16 protein-coding genes are annotated in these 20,499 nt (G+C 31.7%); all 16 read left to right on the top strand.

Annotation, left to right across the window (positions count from 1 at the left end; all coding sequences use genetic code 11):
* Positions 1-36: 36 nt before the first annotated feature.
* The 16 genes from BQ4446_RS05520 to BQ4446_RS05595 all read left to right on the top strand — a co-directional run bounded on the left by BQ4446_RS05520 (position 37) and on the right by BQ4446_RS05595 (position 20,490).
* The gene (locus BQ4446_RS05520; RefSeq protein WP_071027377.1) at positions 37-4,284 is read left to right on the top strand and encodes a PolC-type DNA polymerase III; all 4,248 of its coding nucleotides are present in this window, start codon (positions 37-39) and stop codon (positions 4,282-4,284) included.
* A 99-nt stretch (positions 4,285-4,383) separates the two neighbouring features.
* Entirely contained in the window at positions 4,384-4,845 is a 462-nt protein-coding gene (locus BQ4446_RS05525; protein ID WP_071027379.1) for a ribosome maturation factor RimP, read from the top strand.
* Between the two features lie 11 nt (positions 4,846-4,856).
* Positions 4,857-6,164, top strand: a complete 1,308-nt coding sequence (nusA, locus tag BQ4446_RS05530) for a transcription termination factor NusA (RefSeq protein WP_071027382.1) — start codon at positions 4,857-4,859, stop codon at positions 6,162-6,164.
* 28 nt (positions 6,165-6,192) lie between these two features.
* The gene (gene rnpM, locus BQ4446_RS05535) at positions 6,193-6,453 is read left to right on the top strand and encodes an RNase P modulator RnpM (RefSeq protein ID WP_071027384.1); all 261 of its coding nucleotides are present in this window, start codon (positions 6,193-6,195) and stop codon (positions 6,451-6,453) included.
* 29 nt (positions 6,454-6,482) lie between these two features.
* Positions 6,483-8,693 (top strand): translation initiation factor IF-2, encoded by a 2,211-nt coding sequence (gene infB / locus BQ4446_RS05540; protein ID WP_071027386.1) that lies wholly within the window; start codon positions 6,483-6,485, stop codon positions 8,691-8,693.
* A gap of 1 nt (position 8,694) precedes the next feature.
* Entirely contained in the window at positions 8,695-9,054 is a 360-nt protein-coding gene (rbfA, locus tag BQ4446_RS05545; protein WP_071027388.1) for a 30S ribosome-binding factor RbfA, read from the top strand.
* Positions 9,035-10,021, top strand: coding sequence for a DHH family phosphoesterase (locus tag BQ4446_RS05550; protein ID WP_071027390.1), 987 nt, complete (start codon positions 9,035-9,037; stop codon positions 10,019-10,021). The genes rbfA and BQ4446_RS05550 overlap by 20 nt, the downstream gene beginning before the upstream one ends.
* Position 10,022: 1 nt before the next feature.
* Positions 10,023-10,916: a tRNA pseudouridine(55) synthase TruB gene (gene truB / locus BQ4446_RS05555; protein WP_071027392.1), complete on the top strand. Its 894-nt coding sequence runs from the start codon at positions 10,023-10,025 to the stop codon at positions 10,914-10,916.
* Between the two features lie 3 nt (positions 10,917-10,919).
* Positions 10,920-11,828 carry a bifunctional riboflavin kinase/FAD synthetase gene (locus BQ4446_RS05560; protein WP_071027394.1) on the top strand — a complete coding sequence of 303 codons (909 nt, stop codon included), beginning with the start codon at positions 10,920-10,922 and terminating at the stop codon, positions 11,826-11,828.
* 128 nt (positions 11,829-11,956) lie between these two features.
* On the top strand, positions 11,957-12,223 hold the full coding sequence (rpsO, locus tag BQ4446_RS05565) for a 30S ribosomal protein S15 (protein ID WP_071027396.1): 267 nt from the start codon (positions 11,957-11,959) through the stop codon (positions 12,221-12,223).
* Positions 12,224-12,265: 42 nt separating this feature from the next.
* Positions 12,266-14,443 (top strand): polyribonucleotide nucleotidyltransferase, encoded by a 2,178-nt coding sequence (locus BQ4446_RS05570; protein WP_071027398.1) that lies wholly within the window; start codon positions 12,266-12,268, stop codon positions 14,441-14,443.
* A gap of 45 nt (positions 14,444-14,488) precedes the next feature.
* Positions 14,489-14,920 carry a dUTP diphosphatase gene (gene dut, locus BQ4446_RS05575; RefSeq protein ID WP_071027400.1) on the top strand — a complete coding sequence of 144 codons (432 nt, stop codon included), beginning with the start codon at positions 14,489-14,491 and terminating at the stop codon, positions 14,918-14,920.
* A gap of 57 nt (positions 14,921-14,977) precedes the next feature.
* Complete coding sequence (locus BQ4446_RS05580) at positions 14,978-17,419, top strand: FtsK/SpoIIIE family DNA translocase (protein ID WP_071027402.1); 2,442 nt, start codon at positions 14,978-14,980, stop codon at positions 17,417-17,419.
* On the top strand, positions 17,412-18,725 hold the full coding sequence (gene rimO / locus BQ4446_RS05585) for a 30S ribosomal protein S12 methylthiotransferase RimO (RefSeq protein ID WP_071027404.1): 1,314 nt from the start codon (positions 17,412-17,414) through the stop codon (positions 18,723-18,725). The genes BQ4446_RS05580 and rimO overlap by 8 nt, the downstream gene beginning before the upstream one ends.
* Complete coding sequence (gene pgsA / locus BQ4446_RS05590; protein ID WP_071027406.1) at positions 18,722-19,255, top strand: CDP-diacylglycerol--glycerol-3-phosphate 3-phosphatidyltransferase; 534 nt, start codon at positions 18,722-18,724, stop codon at positions 19,253-19,255. The genes rimO and pgsA overlap by 4 nt, the downstream gene beginning before the upstream one ends.
* Positions 19,256-19,263: 8 nt before the next feature.
* Positions 19,264-20,490: a competence/damage-inducible protein A gene (locus BQ4446_RS05595; protein WP_071027408.1), complete on the top strand. Its 1,227-nt coding sequence runs from the start codon at positions 19,264-19,266 to the stop codon at positions 20,488-20,490.
* Positions 20,491-20,499 lie beyond the last annotated feature (9 nt).

Raw genomic sequence — 20,499 nt, forward strand, 5'->3', positions numbered from 1 at the left:
TCTTAATAGCTTTTTTTATTATAAAGGGTGATTTTTTTGAATTTAAAAAATGTTTTAGATAAATTAAAGATTTCTTGCCAAGAAAATATAGTAGCAGAGATTAAATCAATTGATTATATTGAAAAAACTGGAGAAGTTTTTGTAAAAATTGATATGAAAAAAGAAATTCCAGATGAAATAAAAGATAGTTTCAAACAAAAATTGGCTGCCTATTTGGGTGATATCGACCTAAATATATCCTATAACTTAAAAGAAAACCCCTTTTCAACTGAAGATGAATTAATTAAATCTGAGATTGTAAAGTATAATCCATCAGTTAAGGCTTGGGTCGATAAACTACAAATAAATTTGGATAAAGAAGAAAATAAAATAGAAATAATTGCTCCTACAAGGGAAATTCATAATTCATTTTCTAACAATGGCCTTCATAATATTTTAGAGGAAAAATTAAAGGTCTTTGGAAGATATGGCATTTTCTTTATATGCAAAGAAGAGGAAGTTAAAAAAGATGAATTAATTGAAAATATTGAAAAAGAGGAAGACCACCTGTGTTCAAATACAAATACTTGTAAAGTGACTAGTCCTAATATAGGTCCAGCTAAAAATGATTCAGATAAGGAGTATATTTATAAGTCAGGAAGATTTACCTATAAGGATCCTGTAAAAATTGCAGACATTAATTTAAATGATCAAAATGTAAGCCTTATTTGCGATATTTTTAAGTTGGAAGTAAAGGAACTAAAAAATTCCATACTTGCCACAATCTATATAACGGACTACACAAATTCATTACTAGCTAAAGCCTTTTTGAAGGATAAAGAAGTGGAAGATTTTAAAAACGCTTTTAAGGAAGGGACAAGTGTTATGGTTGGCGGTCAGCTAATTTATGATAATTATGCCAAATCTCAAGCCTTAATGATTCGTTTTATGCAAAAAACTATTAAAGAAGAAAAAAAGGATGAGGCTAAGGAAAAAAGAATTGAACTTAGACTGCACACAAAAATGAGCCAAATGAATGGTGTCACCAGTTTTTCGGATTTTGCAAAAAGGGCAGCCATTTGGGGCCACGAGGCAATTGCCATTACTGATCTTGCAGATGTTCAAGGATTTCCAGAAGCCATGGAGGCCGCAAGTAAATATAATTTAAAAGTTATTTACGGACTTGATGCAAATTTTGTAGATGATGAAGAAAATATTGTTTATGACTATGAAAATCCCGAAGGCCATAATGATTTTGTAGTCTTTGATATTGAAACCACAGGTCTTTCTACTTTAAGGGATAAGATAACAGAAATTGGTGCAGTAAAGGTTTCGAAGGGGATTATTGTAGATAGGTATTCTCAGCTTATAAATCCTGAAATTCCCATTCCTGAAGTGGTTTCTAGACTAACAGGTATTACAAATTCCTTTGTCGAAAACGAACCAACAATTGAAGAGGCAATAGGGGACTTTTATAAATTTATTAAAGGATCTGTTTTAGTTGCTCATAATGCCAAATTTGATACGGCTTTTATTAGGAGAATATTTAAGGAAAATAATTTAGTCTTTGACTTTCCGATTTTGGACACGTTGACCCTAGCAAGGGCAAGTGTTTTTGATGTGAAAAAATTTAATTTATCCGCCCTTTGTAAAAGATTTGGCATAAGACTTGTAGGAGCCCATAGGGCTGTAAATGACGCAGAAGCAACGGCAAACTTATTTTTAACTTTAGTAGATAGGGTTAGTGATAAGAAAAATATTAATTTTGATAAACTTAATGAATTAAAAAAAGATATAGATCCTGGGATTTTATTTGAAACTCATTTAAGTATTTTATGTAAAGATTTAGTTGGTTTAAAAAATCTTTATAAGCTTGTAAGCAAAAGTCATTTAAATTACTATTCTAGGTGTGCAAAAGTTCCAAGGTCTTTAATTGAGGAATTTAGGGAAGGGCTTTTAATAGGCTCAGGTGATGGCAGTGGAGAAATCTTTGATGCTTTCTTTAGAAATTTAGATTTTAATGAAGTTGAAGAGATTGCAAAATTTTATGATTATTTGGAAATACAGCCTATAAATAATTACATTCCTGATTTTTTAAACAATAGGTTAAGCCCTGATGATGTGAAAGAAATTAATTTAAAAATATATGAACTTGGCAAAAAAATGGGTCTTCCAGTGGTTGCAACAGGTGATGTTTTTTATTTAGATGAAAAAGATGATTTAATTAGAAGAATTATTTTAAATGGAAAGACTGGAAAGCCAAGTAGTCTTGTGAAAATTAAGCAAAAATTATTTTTTAGGACAACAGATGAAATGCTAGAAGAATTTTCCTATATGGGACCTGAAATTGCAAGAGAAGTTGTTATTGAAAATCCAAAGTATATAAATTCTTTAATTGATGAAATACAGCCAATCCCCGAAGGTAAATATCCACCTGAAATTGAAGGTTCGGATGATGATTTAAGAACTATAACCTACAAAAGGGCAATAGAAATTTATGGAGATCCCCTTCCAGAAATCGTTGAAAAAAGACTTAAGAGGGAACTGGATTCAATAATCTCAAATGGCTATGCCGTTTTATATATCATAGCCCAAAAACTTGTAAAGAAATCAAATGATGATGGTTATTTAGTAGGATCAAGGGGATCTGTAGGCTCATCTTTTGTTGCCACAATGGCAGGGATAACAGAAGTAAATCCCCTGCCAGTCCATTATATTTGCAAAAACTGCAAGCATAGTGAATTTATAAACGATCCAAAAATTGGTTCAGGAGTCGATTTACCAGACAAGAACTGCCCAAATTGTGACCAAAAAATGGATAAAGATGGTCATAATATTCCCTTTGAAGTTTTTCTTGGTTTTAATGGAGATAAAGAACCTGATATTGACTTAAATTTTGCTGGAGAGTATCAACCAAATGCCCATAAATATACAGAAGAATTATTTGGAAAAGGTTATGTTTTTAGGGCAGGCACTATAGGCACAGTTGCCTTTAAAACTGCCTATGGTTTTGTAAAGAAATTTTTTGAAGAGAGAGGCTTAGAAATTTCTCAGGCTGAAGTGGAAAGATTAACAATGGAAGCAATGGGAGTTAAGAGGACAAGCGGTCAGCATCCAGGCGGAGTTATGATTTGCCCAAAAACTAAAGATATTTTTAACTTTACGCCAATTCAGTATCCGGCAGATGATAAAAATTCTGGAGTTATAACAACCCACTTTGACTATAACTTTATACACGGAAAGATTTTAAAACTTGATATACTTGGTCATGATGGTCCTACAATTTTAAAAATGCTAGAAGATTTTACTGGAGTGGATTCTTCAAAAGTTCCTCTTGATGATAAGGAAACAATATCACTTTTTTCAACTTCTGATAATTTAAAGCTTGATAAAAATATAATGACAAGTCCAACTGGAACCTTAGGTATTCCAGAATTCGGAACAGACTTTGTAAGACAAATGTTAATTGCCACAAAGCCAAATTCTTTTGCAGAGCTAGTAAGAATTTCTGGTCTTTCACATGGTACTGATGTGTGGACAGGAAATGCTCAGGAGCTTGTTGCAAATGGAAGAGCGACCCTTTCTGAAGTAATTTGTACAAGAGAGGATATAATGCTATATTTAATTGATGCAGGGGCGGAAAATAAAATGGCCTTTGACACAATGGAAAAAGTTAGAAAGGGCAAAGGCTTAACCGATGAGCAAATAGAAATAATGAATAAACTTAATTTGCCTCCATGGTATATTGATTCCTGTCAAAAGATTAAGTATATGTTTCCAAAGGCTCACGCCGTTGCTTATGTTATGCTCTCATTTAGAATAGCCTATTATAAATTAAATTATCCCTTGGCCTTTTATGCAACATATTTTACAATTAAGCTTGAAAACTTTAATGGTAAGGAAATAATTAAGGGGCACCAAGAAATTTTACAATTAATGGAGGATTTAAAGACAAGGGAAAGCTTAACAGTAAAGGAAAAAAATGAAATGACTGTTTATGAAGTTGCTCTTGAAATGTATGCAAGGGGATTTGAATTTTTGCCCTGTGATTTATATAAGTCAGAAGCAAGCAAATTTACTATAGAAGATGGGAAAATTAGAATGCCCTTGAGAGCCTTAATGGGAGTTGGGGAACAAGCAGCAAATTCTATTGTGGAAGAAAGACAAAAGGGAAAATTTTTGTCAAAACAGGATTTAAAAAATAGAGCAAAAGTAGGGCCTTCACTTTTATCTTTATTTGAAGAAAATAAAGTTATCGGAGAGCTTGATGACACAAATCAAATTTCAATGTTTGGTATGTTTTAACTTGAAATAAAATATAGCCTATGCTATAATTTTTATATTAGTAAGAAAGTAGTTAGAGAGTGGGCCATCCCACTCTTTGTTTTTTAATCGGAGGTAGCTGTGGATAAAAAATCTTTAAGAAATAAAGTAATAGAAATTGCAGAAAAATCTGCAGAAAATTTAGGCTACGAAATTGTGGACGTGGAATTTACAAAGGGTAATAAACACGATCTGCTCTCAATATTCATCTATAAAAAAGAAGGAATAGATTTAGATGACTGTACAAAAATGAGCCATTCAATAGAAAAAGACATAGATAGTCTTGAAATTTTAAAAAATCCTTATTATCTTGAAATTTCTTCTCCAGGCTTGGATAGGCCCCTAAAGACAAAGGACGATTATAGGAGAAATTTAGAAAATGAAGTTGACCTTAAACTCTTTGGATCTCTTAATGATAAAAAGGAGTATTCAGGCATTTTAAAAGCCTATGATGAGGAAAAAATAACTTTAGAAGTTAATAAGGGAAATATTGATATACCAATAAAAAGCATATCATCTATGAAGCAAAGTATTAAATTTTAATGGAGGATGAAATGAACGAAGAGTTTATCAGCGCATTAAATGAAATTGCAAGCGAGAAAGGCATTTCCAAGGATATAATTTTTGAAGCTTTAGAATCAGCACTTGTATCAAGTTACAAAAAAAATTATGGAAATTCACAAAATGTCATAGTAAAAATGGACAGAGAAACTGGAGAAATCAAGTTATTCTTTTACAAAGACATTGTTGAAGAAGTTGAAAATGATAGCTTCCAAATATCTTTAGAGGATGCAAAAAAAATCGACCCTAATTTTAACTTAGGAGATATTTATAGTGTGGAAATTCATCCCAAAAATTTTGGCAGAATTGCAGCCCAAACTGCAAAGCAAGTTGTAATTCAAAGGATAAAAGATGCCGAAAGGGACGTAATTTTTGAAGATTATACAAAAAAGGAAAGAGAAATAATAACAGGACTTGTTCAAAGAACTGCCTACGGAAATGCTTATGTTGACCTTGGCAAGGTAGAGGGAGTTTTGCCTCCGAATGAACAAATTAGAGGCGAATCATATAAGCATGGTGATAGATATAAAATGTTATTACTTGAAATTAAAAGATCAACAAAGGGGCCACAAATTATTTTATCAAGATCCCATCCTGATTTAATCAAGAGATTATTTGAACTTGAAGTTCCAGAAATTAATGATGGTCTTGTTGAAATATATTCAATTTCAAGAGAAGCAGGTTCAAGAACAAAGATAGCTGTATTTTCAAAGGATGAAGAAGTAGACCCACTAGGAGCCTGTGTTGGCTATAAGGGACAGAGAGTAAATGCTATTGTAGATGAAATATCAAACGAAAAAATTGACATAGTTATTTATGAAAAGGATCCTAAGGTTTTTATAGGAAATTCCTTAAGTCCTTCAAAGGTTGAAAAAGTATTTATTAAAGATGGAGAAAAATCCGCTCTTGCCATTGTTCCAGACTACCAGCTTTCACTAGCCATAGGTAAGGAAGGTCAAAATGTTAGACTTGCAGCCAAGCTTACAGGTTGGAAAATTGATATAAAATCGGTGAGTCAGTTTGAAGAATTTTTAGAAGCTGAAAACTTGACTGAAGAAGAATTTGAAAGAGATTTTTCAGGTGAAGAAAATGGAGAGTCCAGTAGGGAAAACCCTATATTAGATAGTTCTGAAGATTTAAATGAATTGGCAGAAGATGGACTCACAGATGAAGATTCTTTTGAGTCTGAAAATGAAAACACTAAAGAAGTCATTGGACTAGATGAAGACAAAGAAGATTTTAGCGACTTAGAAATAGAAGTTCCTGAGAGCACTAAAGAGATAAATTTAGAGGATGAATAAGGAAAGGATAAAATATTGATGGTGACTTATGGCAAAAACTAGGAAAATTCCTATGAGAACTTGCATAGGTTGTAGGGAGCAGAAACCCAAAAAAGAATTAATTAGAGTAGTTAAAAATAAAGAAGAAGAGATATTTATTGATTTAAGCGGAAAGGCAAATGGTAGAGGTGCATATTTATGTAAAAGTAAAGATTGCCTTGAAAAAGCAATAAAGTCAAAGGCTTTAAACAGGGCATTTTCTACAGAAATTGACGAGGAAACATATGAGAAGTTAAAAGAGTCAATTTAATAAATATCATCTTTTAGGAGGTGTTTTATTTGTCAAATATTAGAGTGCACGCATTGGCAAAAGAAATTGGGATTACTAGTAAGGAACTCCTAATGAAATTAAAGGAATTAAATATAGATGCAAAAAATCATATGTCAACAATAGAAAAAGAAGATGAGGACAGAATTAGAAAACTTTATTCCAAGGCTGATAAGAATATAGATAAGCAAAAAAATAATAGAAGGAAAGAAGTAAAGTCAACAAAAGAAAATAAGGCGAAAGAGCAAGATAAAAAACATATGAAACATTCCGATAATTTAGAAGATGAAGATAATTTTAAGCATAAGAAAAATATAAATCAAAAGAATAATCATAAGAATAAAAAAGACAATACTAAAAATTTTGATCAAGAAGAAACTTACAAGCCAAAGGATTTAACTAAGAAAAAACCAAAGAGAAGACTTAATAAAAAATCTAAGGTTAAAAAAGATGTGAGTGAAGGACCAGTAAAGATTCAAACTCCAATAAGTGTTAAGGATTTTTCAGAAGAAGTGGGAATCCCTGTGGGCACGGTGATTATGAAATTAATAGGTCTTGGAGTTATGGCAAATCAAAATCAATCTATCGATGAAGATACTTGCATCCTTCTTGCAGATGAATTAAAAGTTGAAATAGAAATATCAGAAGATGAAGTTGCGGGTCAAACGATTGAAGAAAAATTTGGACTATTAAAAGAAGACAAAGAAAGAGATTTAAAATTAAGGGCTCCTGTTGTAACAGTTATGGGCCACGTTGATCATGGAAAGACATCTCTTCTTGATGTAATTAGAAAGTCACATATAACTGATAGTGAAGCTGGCGGCATTACTCAGCATATTGGTGCTTATACTGTGAATCTTTCGGGCAAAAAAATAACATTTTTAGACACACCAGGTCACGAAGCTTTCACTTCCATGAGATTAAGAGGTGCCCAAACTACAGATATTGCAGTTTTAGTTGTAGCTGCAGATGATGGAGTTATGCCTCAAACTCTAGAAGCTATTTCACATGCAAGGTCAGCTGACGTACCAATAATTGTAGCAATTACAAAAGTTGATAAGCCTGACGCAAATCTTGATAGGGTTAAACAAGAACTTATGAATGAAAATTTAGTTTCTGAAGAATGGGGCGGCTCTACAATTATGGTTCCCGTTTCTTCAAAAACAAAAGATGGAATTGATGATTTGCTTGAAATGATATTACTTGTAGCAGAAATGCAGGAATTGAAGGCAAATCCAAATAGACTTGGTGTTGGAACTATTATTGAAGCAAAACTTGATAAGGCTAAGGGACCAATGGCAACAGTTCTTGTAAAAAATGGAACATTTAGAGCAGGGGATTATGTTGTTTCAGGCATATCTTCTGGTAGAATCAGAGCAATGGTTGATGACAAGCGTAAGAAGTTAAAAAAAGCTGGTCCTTCAATGCCAGCTGTAATATTAGGTTTAAATGAAGTTCCAAATGCTGGCGACACAATTTTTGTAGTTAAGGACGATAAGACTGCAAAGACAATTGCCGATAGGAATAGGGAACTTGAAAGAGATGAAAGATTAAATTCTACAAACAAGGTAAGCCTTGAAAATCTATTTGACAAGATTAAGGAAGAAAAAATGAAAGAACTAAATCTTGTTGTTAAAGCAGATGTAAAGGGTTCTGTCGAAGCCTTAATTCAATCACTTTTAAAACTTTCAACAGATGAAGTTAAAATTTCTATAGTTCATCAAGGTGTTGGCGGAATTAATGAATCAGATATTACTCTTGCTTCAGCCTCTAATGCAATTGTTATAGGTTTTAATGTAAGACCTAATATAAATGCAATTGAACTTGCAAAAAATGAAGAAGTGGAAATAAGAACATATAGGGTAATTTACGATATTTTAAATGATATTGAAGCGGCTGTTAAGGGTATGCTTGAACCGACAATTGTTGAAGAAATTCAAGGAAGATGTGAAATTCGTCAATTATTTAAACTTCCAAATAATAATATGGTTGCCGGAGTTTACGTTATAAGTGGTAAAATTTTAAGAAGTTCTAAGGTGAAAGTTTTAAGAGATGACGTTGTAATCCATGAGGGAGATATAAGTTCTCTAAAGAGATTTAAAGATGACGTCAGAGAACTAGCAACTAATTTTGAAGGCGGACTTGTAATTGATGGCTATAATGACATTAAGGAAGGAGATCTATTGGAATCTTTCATTATGAAGGAAGTTAAGAGAGATTGATATGGATAATAAAAGAATAAGTAAAATTTCAGAAGAAGTTAGAAGATGCCTAAGTGACATTGTTCAAAATAGGATTAAAGACCCAAGAATTCCGGATTTAACAAGCATATCACACGTTGATGTTACCAGGGATTTATCCTTTGCTAAAGTTTATGTATCCTGTCTTGGTAGCGACAAAGAAAGAGAAAGTGCAGTTGAAGGACTTGAAAGCGCCAAGGGATTTATTAAAAAAGAACTGGCTAAGGAAGTTAAATTAAGAATTATGCCAGAACTGATTTTTATAAAAGATGATTCAATAGAAAGGGCTATGGAAATGGATAAATTAATTGATGAGGTTAACCATGGAAATAAACTTTCATAGGGAGATTGAAATATTAAAGGAGAAAATTTCATCAGCAAAGACTATTATTTTGGCAAGCCATATGAACCCAGATGGTGATAATTTGGGTTCAAAACTTGCCATGTATAAACTTTTATTAAATTTGGGGAAAAAAGTTTATGTTGTTGAAAATGATGAAGTACCAACTGCTGAAGAATTTTTACCTAACGTTGATAAATTAGTAGATTCTGAAAAACTTGAAAATTCTATAGCTGATTTATTCATTTGCCTAGACTGCGGTGATCTTGAAAGAATTGGAAGGGCTGTAAAAGTTTTTAAAAATGCAGCATTTACCGTTAATATTGATCATCATGCATCAAATACAAATTTTGCAGATTTAAATATTGTTGATGACAAGGCTCCTGCAGTTTGTGAACTATTATATATCCTTATTAAAGAAATGGGATTTTCTATTGATAGGGATATTGCAACCTGCCTTTATACTGGACTTTCAACAGACACAGGTTCCTTTAAATATGATTCTATAAGGCCCCTTACTTTCGAAGTAGCTAAAAAACTTTTGGAGGAAGGAATTGACAAAAATGAAATAGTTGTCAATTTATACCAAAGAAGAAGTAGGGAAAAAACAGATTTACTTCTAACGGCCCTAAAATCTTTAAAATATTTTAATGGCCATAAAATCGCCGTGGTAACTATTAATAACGATGACACAAAAAAAACCAAGGCGAGAAAATCTGATGCTGATGGAATTGTTGAATTTATAAGAGACATTGATGGAGTGGAGCTTGCAATCTTTATAAAGGAAAAGGAAGATTCTTATAGAATTTCTACAAGGTCAAAATCCTATTTAGACGTTTCAAAACTTGTAAAGACATTTGGAGGCGGAGGCCATATTAGAGCAGCTGGAGCAACTCTTTATAAGGATTACTATGAAAATATAGACCTAGCAATAAAGGCAGTTGTTGATGCTGCTATAAAAGAATTCTAAAATGGACGGACTATTAATTTTAAATAAGGAGAAATTTATATCTTCACATGATGCAGTAAATATTGTGAGGAAAAAACTTGAGATGAAAAAAGTTGGTCATACAGGAACTTTAGATCCTATGGCCAGCGGAGTCCTAATAATTTGCCTTGGTAAGGCTACTAAAATTAGCGATTTTATAATGAAGTCCAAGAAGATTTATAAGGCAAAAGTTAAGCTTGGAATTTTAACTGACTCCTATGACATTACTGGAGAGATTTTAAGGGAAGAAAGTGTAAATAAAAGCTTAGATGAAATAAAAAAGGTTATAAAATCTTTTCAAGGGGAAATTTATCAAAAGCCTCCCTTATATAGTGCTCTTAAAGTTAAGGGGAAAAAACTATATGAATATGCCAGACGGGGAGAAGAGGTCGAAATAAAAAAAAGACTCATTAATATTTATAGGCTTGAAATTTTATCTTTTAATGGAAAAGATGAATTTGAAATTTTAGTTTCATGCTCAAGTGGAACCTATATTAGGTCACTTGCCTTTGATATTGGAGAAAAACTTGGAAGCTTTGGTGTTTTAACTGAGCTTACAAGATTAGAAAACAATGGCTTTAGTATTGAAGATGGCATTGACACGAAAATTTTAAAAGAGATATCAAAAGAGGATGTAGTAAAAAGGATAATTCCCACGGATAATGCTCTTTATAATCTGCCTAAATTTACTTATCCTCAAAATTTTTACCAAAAAGTATTAAATGGGCAAAAATTTCAGCTTGATAATAATTTTATTGCACATAATGCATTAGATTATTATAGACTTTATTGTAAAGATCAATTTATTGGACTTGGTAAAGTGCAAGATGAATTGGGTAAAAAATTTATGTTAGTTCACAAAAAATTAGTTAGGTGAGATATGAAGGTAGTAGATATTGATTTAAATTATTTGGCCAAGGAAAAATCTATAGTGGCCCTTGGAAATTTTGATGGTGTCCATAAGGGCCATAGAGTGCTTTTGAAACAAACAGTAAAAAGAGCAAGAGAGAAAAAACTAAGTGCTTGTGTTTTAGCTTTCAAGGAACATTCTTCTAATACCTATATGACAAATAAGAAAAAAATCATAAGTAGTAATGATAATAAATTTAAAATTTTTTCTGAAATAGGTATTGATATTGTATATTTAATTGCTTTTGATAAAACTTTTATGTCCCTTAGTCCCTATAATTTTTTAAAAAATTTTCTCTATGACAAATTGAAGGTAAGAGGACTTGTTGTAGGTTATGACTATACCTTTGGCTATAAAAAAGCAGGAGATGTAGACTATTTAAAAGAGCACTCCTATATTTTTAATTGGCTTGATATTATAGATGAGCAAACTTGTAAGGGACAAACTATTTCTTCATCTTTAATAAGACACTTAATTTCAGAAGGGGAAATAAAAGATGCTAATGAACTTTTAGAAGGTGAATTCACAATTGAAGGTAAGGTGATTCATAACAAGGGCCTAGGGAAAAAAATGGGCTATCCCACAGCAAATCTTGAGATGAATGATAATTATATTGTTCCAAGATTTGGAGTTTATGATACAGATATTGTTGTTGATGGAGTAAGATATAAGGCTGCAACATCTATTGGCACAAATCCAACAGTTGAAGATGATGGTTTAAAGATTGAAGCTCACATTTTAGATTTTGATAAAGATATTTATGGAAAAGAAGTCCAACTTATATTTTTAAATTTTATTAGAGAAGAAAAAGTTTTTAATTCAGTAGATGAACTTTTTAAACAAATAGAAAATGACGTTCAAAAAGTGCGTCAAAGATAGTTCTTTACAAAACTACAAATATTTGTTATTATATATTTTATAATATTATTATTAATATTAACTAGCTTATCGTGGTTTGTCGTTCCTCGGCGATCTACTAGGGTAAGGTAAATTATTAGGAGGTAAAAATGCTAGATAAAAATTCAAAAATCGAAATTATTGATGAGTATAAGACTCATGAAGGGGATACTGGATCTCCAGAAGTACAAATTGCTATTTTAACTAAGAGGATTAACATTTTAAATGAACACCTTAGAGAACACAAAAAAGACCACCATTCGAGAAGAGGACTTTTAAAAATGGTTGGTAAAAGAAGAAATCTTTTAAGATATTTAAAGAACAAGGATATTGAAAGATATCGTAGTTTAATTGAAAAATTAGGAATTAGAGGATAAATAAGAGCGGGGTATCCGCTCTTTATTTTTAAAGGAGGAAATATGGAGAAAGTTTTTACCATGGATCTTGCTGGTTCTACTTTAAAAGTAACAATTGGAAAAGTAGCAGAGCAAGCTAATGGAGAATGTCTTGTACAGTATGGCGATACTATTGTACTTGTAACGGCAACATCTTCAAAAACGCCGAGAGAAGGAATAGATTTTTTTCCTTTAAGCGTAGACTATGAAGAAAAAATGTATGCTGTTGGGAAAATACCCGGAGGTTTTATTAAAAGAGAAGGAAGACCAAGCGAAAAAGCTACACTTGTAGCAAGATTAATTGATAGACCCCTAAGACCTTTATTTCCTAATGGATATAGAAATGATGTTCAAATAGTTGCAACTGTTTTTAGTGTTGATCAAGATCACCTTCCAGACATTGTTGCAATGATTGGTTCATCAATAGCTCTTTCAGTTTCTGATATTCCTTTTGACGGACCAACAGGTTCTGTTCAAGTTGGAATGATTGATGGCTCTTATGTTATCAATCCTAATGAAGAAGAAAGAGAAAAATCTGATATTAATTTAATGCTTGCTGGTACAGAAAGTGCCATCATGATGGTTGAAGCAGGCTGTAATATTGTTAGTGAAGATCAAATGCTTGGAGCCATTTTAGAAGGCCACGAAGTAATTAAAGATATTTGTAAATTTATTAATGAAATCACAAGTGAATTAGGAAAAGAAAAGGCAGAGTATACTGTTTTTATGCCTAATGAAGAAATTGTAAATAAGGTTAAAGAATTTGGAACAAATATTTTAACAGATGCAATTAGACAAGAAGATAAAGTTGTTAGAGAAAGACTAACAGATGAAGCCAAAGATAAGATTAGGGAAGAATTTAAGGACCTTATGGAAGAAAATGGCAAGGACGTTGAAGCTGCCATTGAAGATATAGAAGTTACAGAAGTAAGAAGAGGGATTATAGAAGAAGATAGAAGACCTGATGGCAGATCCTTAACAGAAATTAGAAAACTTTCTTCAGAAGTTGGACTTTTACCAAGAGCTCACGGAAGTGGATTATTCACTAGAGGTCAAACTCAAGTTTTATCTATTACTACTTTAGGTGCTCTTTCAGAAGAACAAACTATTGATGGCTTAGGTGACGATAAACCAAAACATTATATTCACCACTATAATTTCCCAGGATTTTGTGTTGGTGATGTAAAACCATCTCGTAGTCCAGGAAGACGTGAAATTGGTCATGGAGCCTTAGCCGAGAGAGCTCTTGTTCCAGTTTTACCGTCAATTGAAGATTTCCCATATACAATTAGAGTTGTTTCAGAAGTTTTATCTTCAAACGGTTCATCTTCTCAAGCATCAATTTGCGGTTCAACCTTATCTTTAATGGATGCTGGTGTTCCAATTAAGGCTCCAGTTGCTGGAATTGCCATGGGACTTATAGAAAATAATGGAGTAACAAAAATATTAACTGATATTCAAGGTCTTGAAGATCACTTTGGGGATATGGACTTTAAAGTTGCAGGTACTAGAGAAGGTATAACTGCTCTTCAAATGGATATTAAAGTAGAAGGAATTAAAAGAGAAATTTTAGAGGTTGCCCTTGAAAGAGCAAAAGTTGCAAGATTACAAATTTTAGACCATATTAAGACCACAATCGAAGAACCTCGTGATCATTTGTCAAAATATGCCCCTATAATTCATATTATTATTATTGACCCTGATAAGATTGGCGATGTTATTGGAGCTGGAGGCAAAACAATAAATAAAATTATTGAACAAACAGGTGTAAAAATTGATATTGATGATGATGGAAAAGTGTCTGTTCTTTCAGAAGATTCAGAAAAGGCAAAGGAAGCAATTGAAATCATTGAATCTATAGTTAAGGAAGTTGAAGTTGGAGATGTTTACCTTGGCAAAGTTAAGAAAATTATGAAGTTTGGTGCTTTTGTAGAACTCAAGAAGGGAACAGAAGGCTTACTTCACATTTCAGAAATTGCCCATGAAAGGACCAGAGAAGTTGAAGATGTTCTTCATGTTGGCGATGATGTTAAGGTTAAGGTCATTGAAATAAATGACGAAACTGGAAAGATTTCTCTTTCAAGGAGAGCTCTTTTAGAAAAGCCTAAGGGAAACGAAAGAAATCATTCTTTTCATAGAAGAGATAATAATGGAAATAGAGAAGAAATAGAAAACGATTCAAAAGAAGAAAAAGATAATTAACTTAAATCGCATTATAAAAAAATGCGATTTTTTTAAAGGAGAACCATGAAAATAAAAATAATAAATAAGGGAAAACATAAATTACCCAAATATCAAACAAGTGGATCAAGCGGTATGGACTTATATGCAAATTTAGATGAAGACATAATTTTAAAATCTCTTGAAAGAACTCTTGTGCCAACAGGCTTATTTTTAGAAATTCCTGAAGGCTATGAAGGGCAAGTTAGAGCCAGAAGTGGGCTTGCCTTGAAAAAAGGTTTATCACTTCCAAATGGTATTGGTACAATCGATGCAGATTATAGGGGAGAACTTAAAGTAATTTTTGTAAATTTAGGAAAAGATGATATAGTCATTAAAGACGGAGATAGAATTGCTCAGCTTGTAATTATGAAGATAGAAAAATGTCAATTAATTGAAGTTCAAGATCTTTCAGATACTGAAAGAAATAAGGGTGGATTTGGCCACACAGGTCTTTAATAAAACAAATATTCTTTTATATTATCATTTATGATATAATATTAATGAGGTGTTAAAGTGGAAAAAAAGAAAAAAGACACTAGACTTAAAAAGAAAAAGACAATTAAATCAAAAAATGAGCAGATTGATATAGAAACTAAAAATGAAATTTTTGGTCTTTTATTAATGGTTCTGGGAATTATTTTTTTCATTTCCGTTTTCAGCTCAAAAATGGGAATAGTTGGTAGAATCGTCTATAGACTATTATCTGTCTTATTTGGTAGTGCAAATTATATATTTCCATTGATTTTAGTTTTCTGGGGAATTTTATATAATTTAAAGGCTACCAAGCACTACACCAGAAGATATATTATATGCACAAGTATAATATTTTTGTGTCTTCTTGTTCTTTTAGATTCATCAAAGGAACTTGACTTAACTCTAGTAGACAGAATTAATAGGTCAATTGAATATCTTTCTGTTACAAGAAGTGGAGGAATTATAGGAGCGGTTTTAGGTTTTTTTGTCTATAAATTACTAGGATCTCTAGGAACTTATATCTTCCTTGGAGTAATAATTTTAGTAAACCTATATATAATACTTAGGACAAATATTGATCAAATTCTTATGTTCTTTGAAGACTTAGGAGAATTTATTGAAGATAAAAAGTTAAAATTTAGGGAAAAGCAAAGAGAAAGAGAAGATAGAATTATAGCAAAAGAAATGGACCCTAATTCTCATTCGTTTAAGGAAAAAAATGCCCATATTTTTGGTAAGCTCAAGGCTAAATTAAAAGGACTAGAAAAAGACCAGGTTAAAAATGAATTAATGGTAAAAAAAGATGATAAAAATGCAGCTATTATCTTAGAAGACTATCCAGAAGAAATTAGTAGTTTCACTATTAATGAATATGATAAGAAGAATATTAGGATAGAGGAAAAACCAAAGCAAGAATTTAAGAAAGAAACAAGAAGAGAAGCTAAGATAGAAAAAGAAAGGTCTAAAGACTTGTCAGAGGATCTTTCAGAAGAAGATAAAAGAGAATTTGAAAACATTAAGGAAAGTGCAGAAAGTGAAAATTATGTATTTCCTGATATTTCACTTTTAAATCAGGGTGCAGAAAAAAATGCCATGTCTAATAAGGACATTATTAGGAATGGAAAAATTATTGAGCAGACTCTTGATAATTTTGGTATAGACTGCACAATTACAGCCATAAATAAGGGACCGGTTATAACGTGCTATGAATTAAAACCAGCCCCAGGCATTAAACTATCAAAAATTGTAGGCTTAAGTGACAATATTTCCATGGCCTTAGCTTCTAGTGACATTAGAATTGAAGCACCTATACCTGGAAAAACTGTTGTGGGTATTGAGATAGCAAACAAGGTAAAAGATTCTGTAAGTCTTAGAGAAATGCTTGAATCTAATGAGTTTCAGTCTGCTAAAAATGCCCTTCCTTTGACCCTGGGAAAGGATGTTGAGGGAAATATTATAATTTCTTCAATAGATGATATGCCCCACCTTTTAATTGCAGGAGCAACAGGTTCTGGAAAGTCAGTTTGTATAAATGGAATAATAACTACACTTTTATATAAGTCTTCACCAAAAGATGTAAGATTTATTTTAATTGATCCAAAAGTTGTGGAGTTAGGTGTCTATAATGGCATACCTCATCTTTTAATTCCTGTTGTAACCAATCCTAAAAAGGCAGGTTATGCTTTAAGCTGGGCTGTTGGAGAAATGGAAAAGAGATATAAATTATTTTCTGAAATGCAGGTAAGAGATATTAAATCCTATAATAAAAAACTTGAAAAAGAGGGAAGAGAAGGAGAAAAACTTGCAAGGATTGTTATTATTGTAGACGAACTTGCAGATCTTATGATGGTTGCAGCTAAGGAAGTGGAAGATTATATTATAAGACTTGCACAAATGGCTAGGGCTGCAGGTATGTATTTAATCATTGCTACTCAAAGACCAAGTGTAGATGTAATTACAGGAATTATTAAGGCTAATATCCCTTCAAGGATAGCCTTTGCTGTATCATCACAAGTGGATTCTAGAACAATAATAGATATGGGTGGAGCTGAAAAACTTTTAGGAAAGGGAGATATGCTCTTTTATCCATCAAATTATCCTAAGCCCAAAAGAATTCAAGGAGCTTTTGTTTCCGATGAAGAAGTAGAAAGAGTAGTTGATTTTATTAAATTAAATAATCAAGTAGAAGAAAATAAAGAAAATCAAAAGGTAATTGAAGATCAAATAAAGGAGCAAGAGAGAAACGAAGATTTAGATCTTGATCCATTATTTAGGGATGCCATTAATTTTGTAGTAACAGATGAGCAGGCATCAGTATCTTATCTCCAAAGAAAGTTAAAAATTGGATATTCAAGAGCTGCAAGAATTGTTGATCAAATGGAAGAAATGGAAATAATTGGGCCTCATGAAGGTTCAAAGCCTAGAAAACTTCTGAAGACAAAAGAAGAGATTGATAAGCTTTTAGGTGATGAAGATGAATAATGTTCACATTGTAACACTTGGCTGTTCAAAAAACGAAGTTGACAGTTCTCAAATGATGTCAATCCTTGATAAGGATAAATATCAAATGACAAATAGCCCTAATAAGGCTGATATTATAATTGTAAATACTTGTGCCTTTATTAATGATGCTAAGGCAGAATCTATAGATACTATTTTAGAAGCCACAAGATTTAAGAAAAAGGGAAATTGTAAAAAAATTTTTTTAGCTGGTTGTTTAGCTCAAAGATATCCAGAAGAGCTTTTGAAAGAAATTCCTGAGGTTGACGGAATTATTGGAACTGGAAATATTTCAGAAATTAATGATATTTTAAATAGTTCTGAAAGGGGAGAAAAAGTTGTAGAAGTTAATAACTTAAACGCCCCATATATTGAAGGAATTAGAAAAAATGATGTCAAGGTTTCTGAATACCTTAAAATTTCTGAAGGGTGTAATAATAACTGTTCCTATTGCATTATTCCAAAATTAAGAGGAAGAAATAGATCAAGAAGGATTGAAGATATTTATGCAGAAGCTGAGTATTTAGTAAGTAAAGGGACGAGGGAATTAATCCTAATTGCCCAAAATACAACAGATTATGGAATCGACCTTTATGGAAGATATTCTCTTGCAAAACTTATAAAAGAACTTACAAAAATTGAAGATTTAAAATGGATTAGAGTTTTATATCTCTATCCCGATCATTTTACTGATGAGCTTATAAATGAATTTAAAAATAATGAAAAGCTTTTAAAATATGTAGATATTCCCCTTCAACAGGTTAGCGACCATGTATTAAAACTCATGAATAGGCATACTGATAAAAACCATATAAAAAATCTTTTGAAAAAATTAAGGACTATTGAGGGAATTAGTATTAGAACAACTTTTATAGTCGGTTTTCCAAAGGAAAGTGAAGAGGACTTTGAAGAACTTTTAGATTTTATTAAGGAAAATAAATTTGATAAGCTAGGTGTTTTTACCTATTCGAAAGAAGAATCAACAAGAGCTGGCCTTATGGATGGTCAAATTAAAGAAGAAATTAAAGTTCGTAGAAGAGATAGGATAATGGAACAGCAGTCTTTTATATCCGAAAATCTTTTAAGGGAAAAAATCGGAAATATTTATGAAGTTTTAATTGAAGAAGAAATTTCAGACAATGAATATACAGGCAGATCTTATTTAGATAGCACTGATATTGATGGAATTATTTATATTTCTTCAAATAAAAAACTTAGACTTGGCGAATTTATAAAAGTTAAAATTACAGATGCCTTAGAATATGACTTAATAGGAGATGTTATATGAATTTACCAAATAAATTAACAATTTTGAGAATTTTTATGGTTCCAATATTTATAATCTTTATGTACCTTGACTTTGAAGCTTCAAGGCTAGTAGCGACTGCTATTTTTTGTATTGCATCCTTTACTGATTTTTTAGATGGATATATTGCAAGAAAAAATCATTTAGTAACAAATTTTGGTAAGTTTGCTGATCCCTTAGCAGATAAAATCCTGGTTTGTGCAGCCCTTATCATGCTTGCATCTTATGGGACAATACCTGCCTATTGTGTAATAATTATTGAAGCGAGAGAATTTGCAGTTTCAGGTTTAAGAATACTTGCTGCTTCATCAAATATTACAATTGCAGCTAGCTCTCTCGGCAAGTTTAAAACTGTAAGCCAGTTGATTTCTATGATTCTTCTTTTGACGGGCATTGAAAGTTTAAATAATATTGGGCTTATTATCTTTTATTTTGCAGTAATTATGACCATAATTTCAGGTATAGATTATTTTACTAAGAATAAAAAAGTTTTAGATTTAGAAAATTTATAGGAGTTTTTATGAAGGCTGAAATAATAACAGTTGGAACTGAAATTTTAATTGGTTCAATTATTAATACCAATTCAAAATTTCTTTCAGAAAGATTAGTGGAACTTGGCTGTGATGTTAATAGACAGGTTTCAGTAAATGACTCTATGGATGATATTATAAGAGAGCTTAAAATCGCATCTGAATCAAGTGATCTTATATTTTTATGTGGGGGCCTTGGCCCCACAAATGATGATATTACAAGACAGGCGCTTGCTAAATTTTTAAATAGAGATATTCACTATGATGAAAAAAGTAAAAAACAGCTGGAAGAATATTTTAAAAAGTCTGGCAAAAATATGACTGAAAATAATTTAAGGCAAGTTATGCTTATAGATGGGGCTAAAAAATTTGATAATTTATGGGGCCTCGCCCTTGGTGAAGTTGACGAGTACGAAGGAAAAAAATATTTTTTATTTCCTGGACCTCCTAGGGAGTTCGAACCCATGGTTAACAGATATTTAGCTGAAAATATTTCTGAAGACCAAGTGATTTTAATTAAATCCTTAAATGTAATTGGTCTTGGAGAATCTCTTACGGAAGATAGGTTAAGAAAATTAAATTTAGAAAACGAATATTTATCAATAAACACCTTTGCACATTTTAGCCAAACTGAAATAAAAATCATTGCAGAGGGAATGGGCTATGAGTTTTTAAATATGCTTTTGGAAGACACTATAGCAAAACTATACAGGGAGTTTGACGGACATATCTATTCTGAAAGTAATGAAACTGTTGAAGAAGTCTTAGTTAAAAAATTAAGGGAAGAGAATTTAAAAATTTCCTTTGCTGAGTCAATCACTGGAGGCCTATTAGCTGGTGAAATTATAAATTCTAAAGGAGCATCAAATGTCATTTCCACATCTCTTGTAACTTATTCAAATGAAAGTAAAAATAAGGAGCTGGGAGTTCCAAAAGAAATTTTAGATGAATATGGAGCTGTTAGTAAAGAGACAGCAATAGCTATGGCTAAAGGATTAAGGGAAAGAACAGGCGCTGATATTTGTATTTCTACAACTGGAGAAGCAGGCCCAGATGCCAAGGAAACAGATATTGGTAGTGTTTATAGTTGCATTTATTTTGCAGACGGGAATTTTGATTTAAAACATTATTATTTTACAGGAAATAGAAATAAAATTAGAAGAAGAACTGTTGATCAAGTATTGTCAAATTTATTATATTTAATATTGAAAGAATAGGAGTAGAAA

The sequence above is a fragment of the Peptoniphilus raoultii genome (assembly GCF_900099555.1).
GTDB classification, from domain to species: Bacteria; Bacillota; Clostridia; order Tissierellales; family Peptoniphilaceae; genus Peptoniphilus_A; species Peptoniphilus_A raoultii.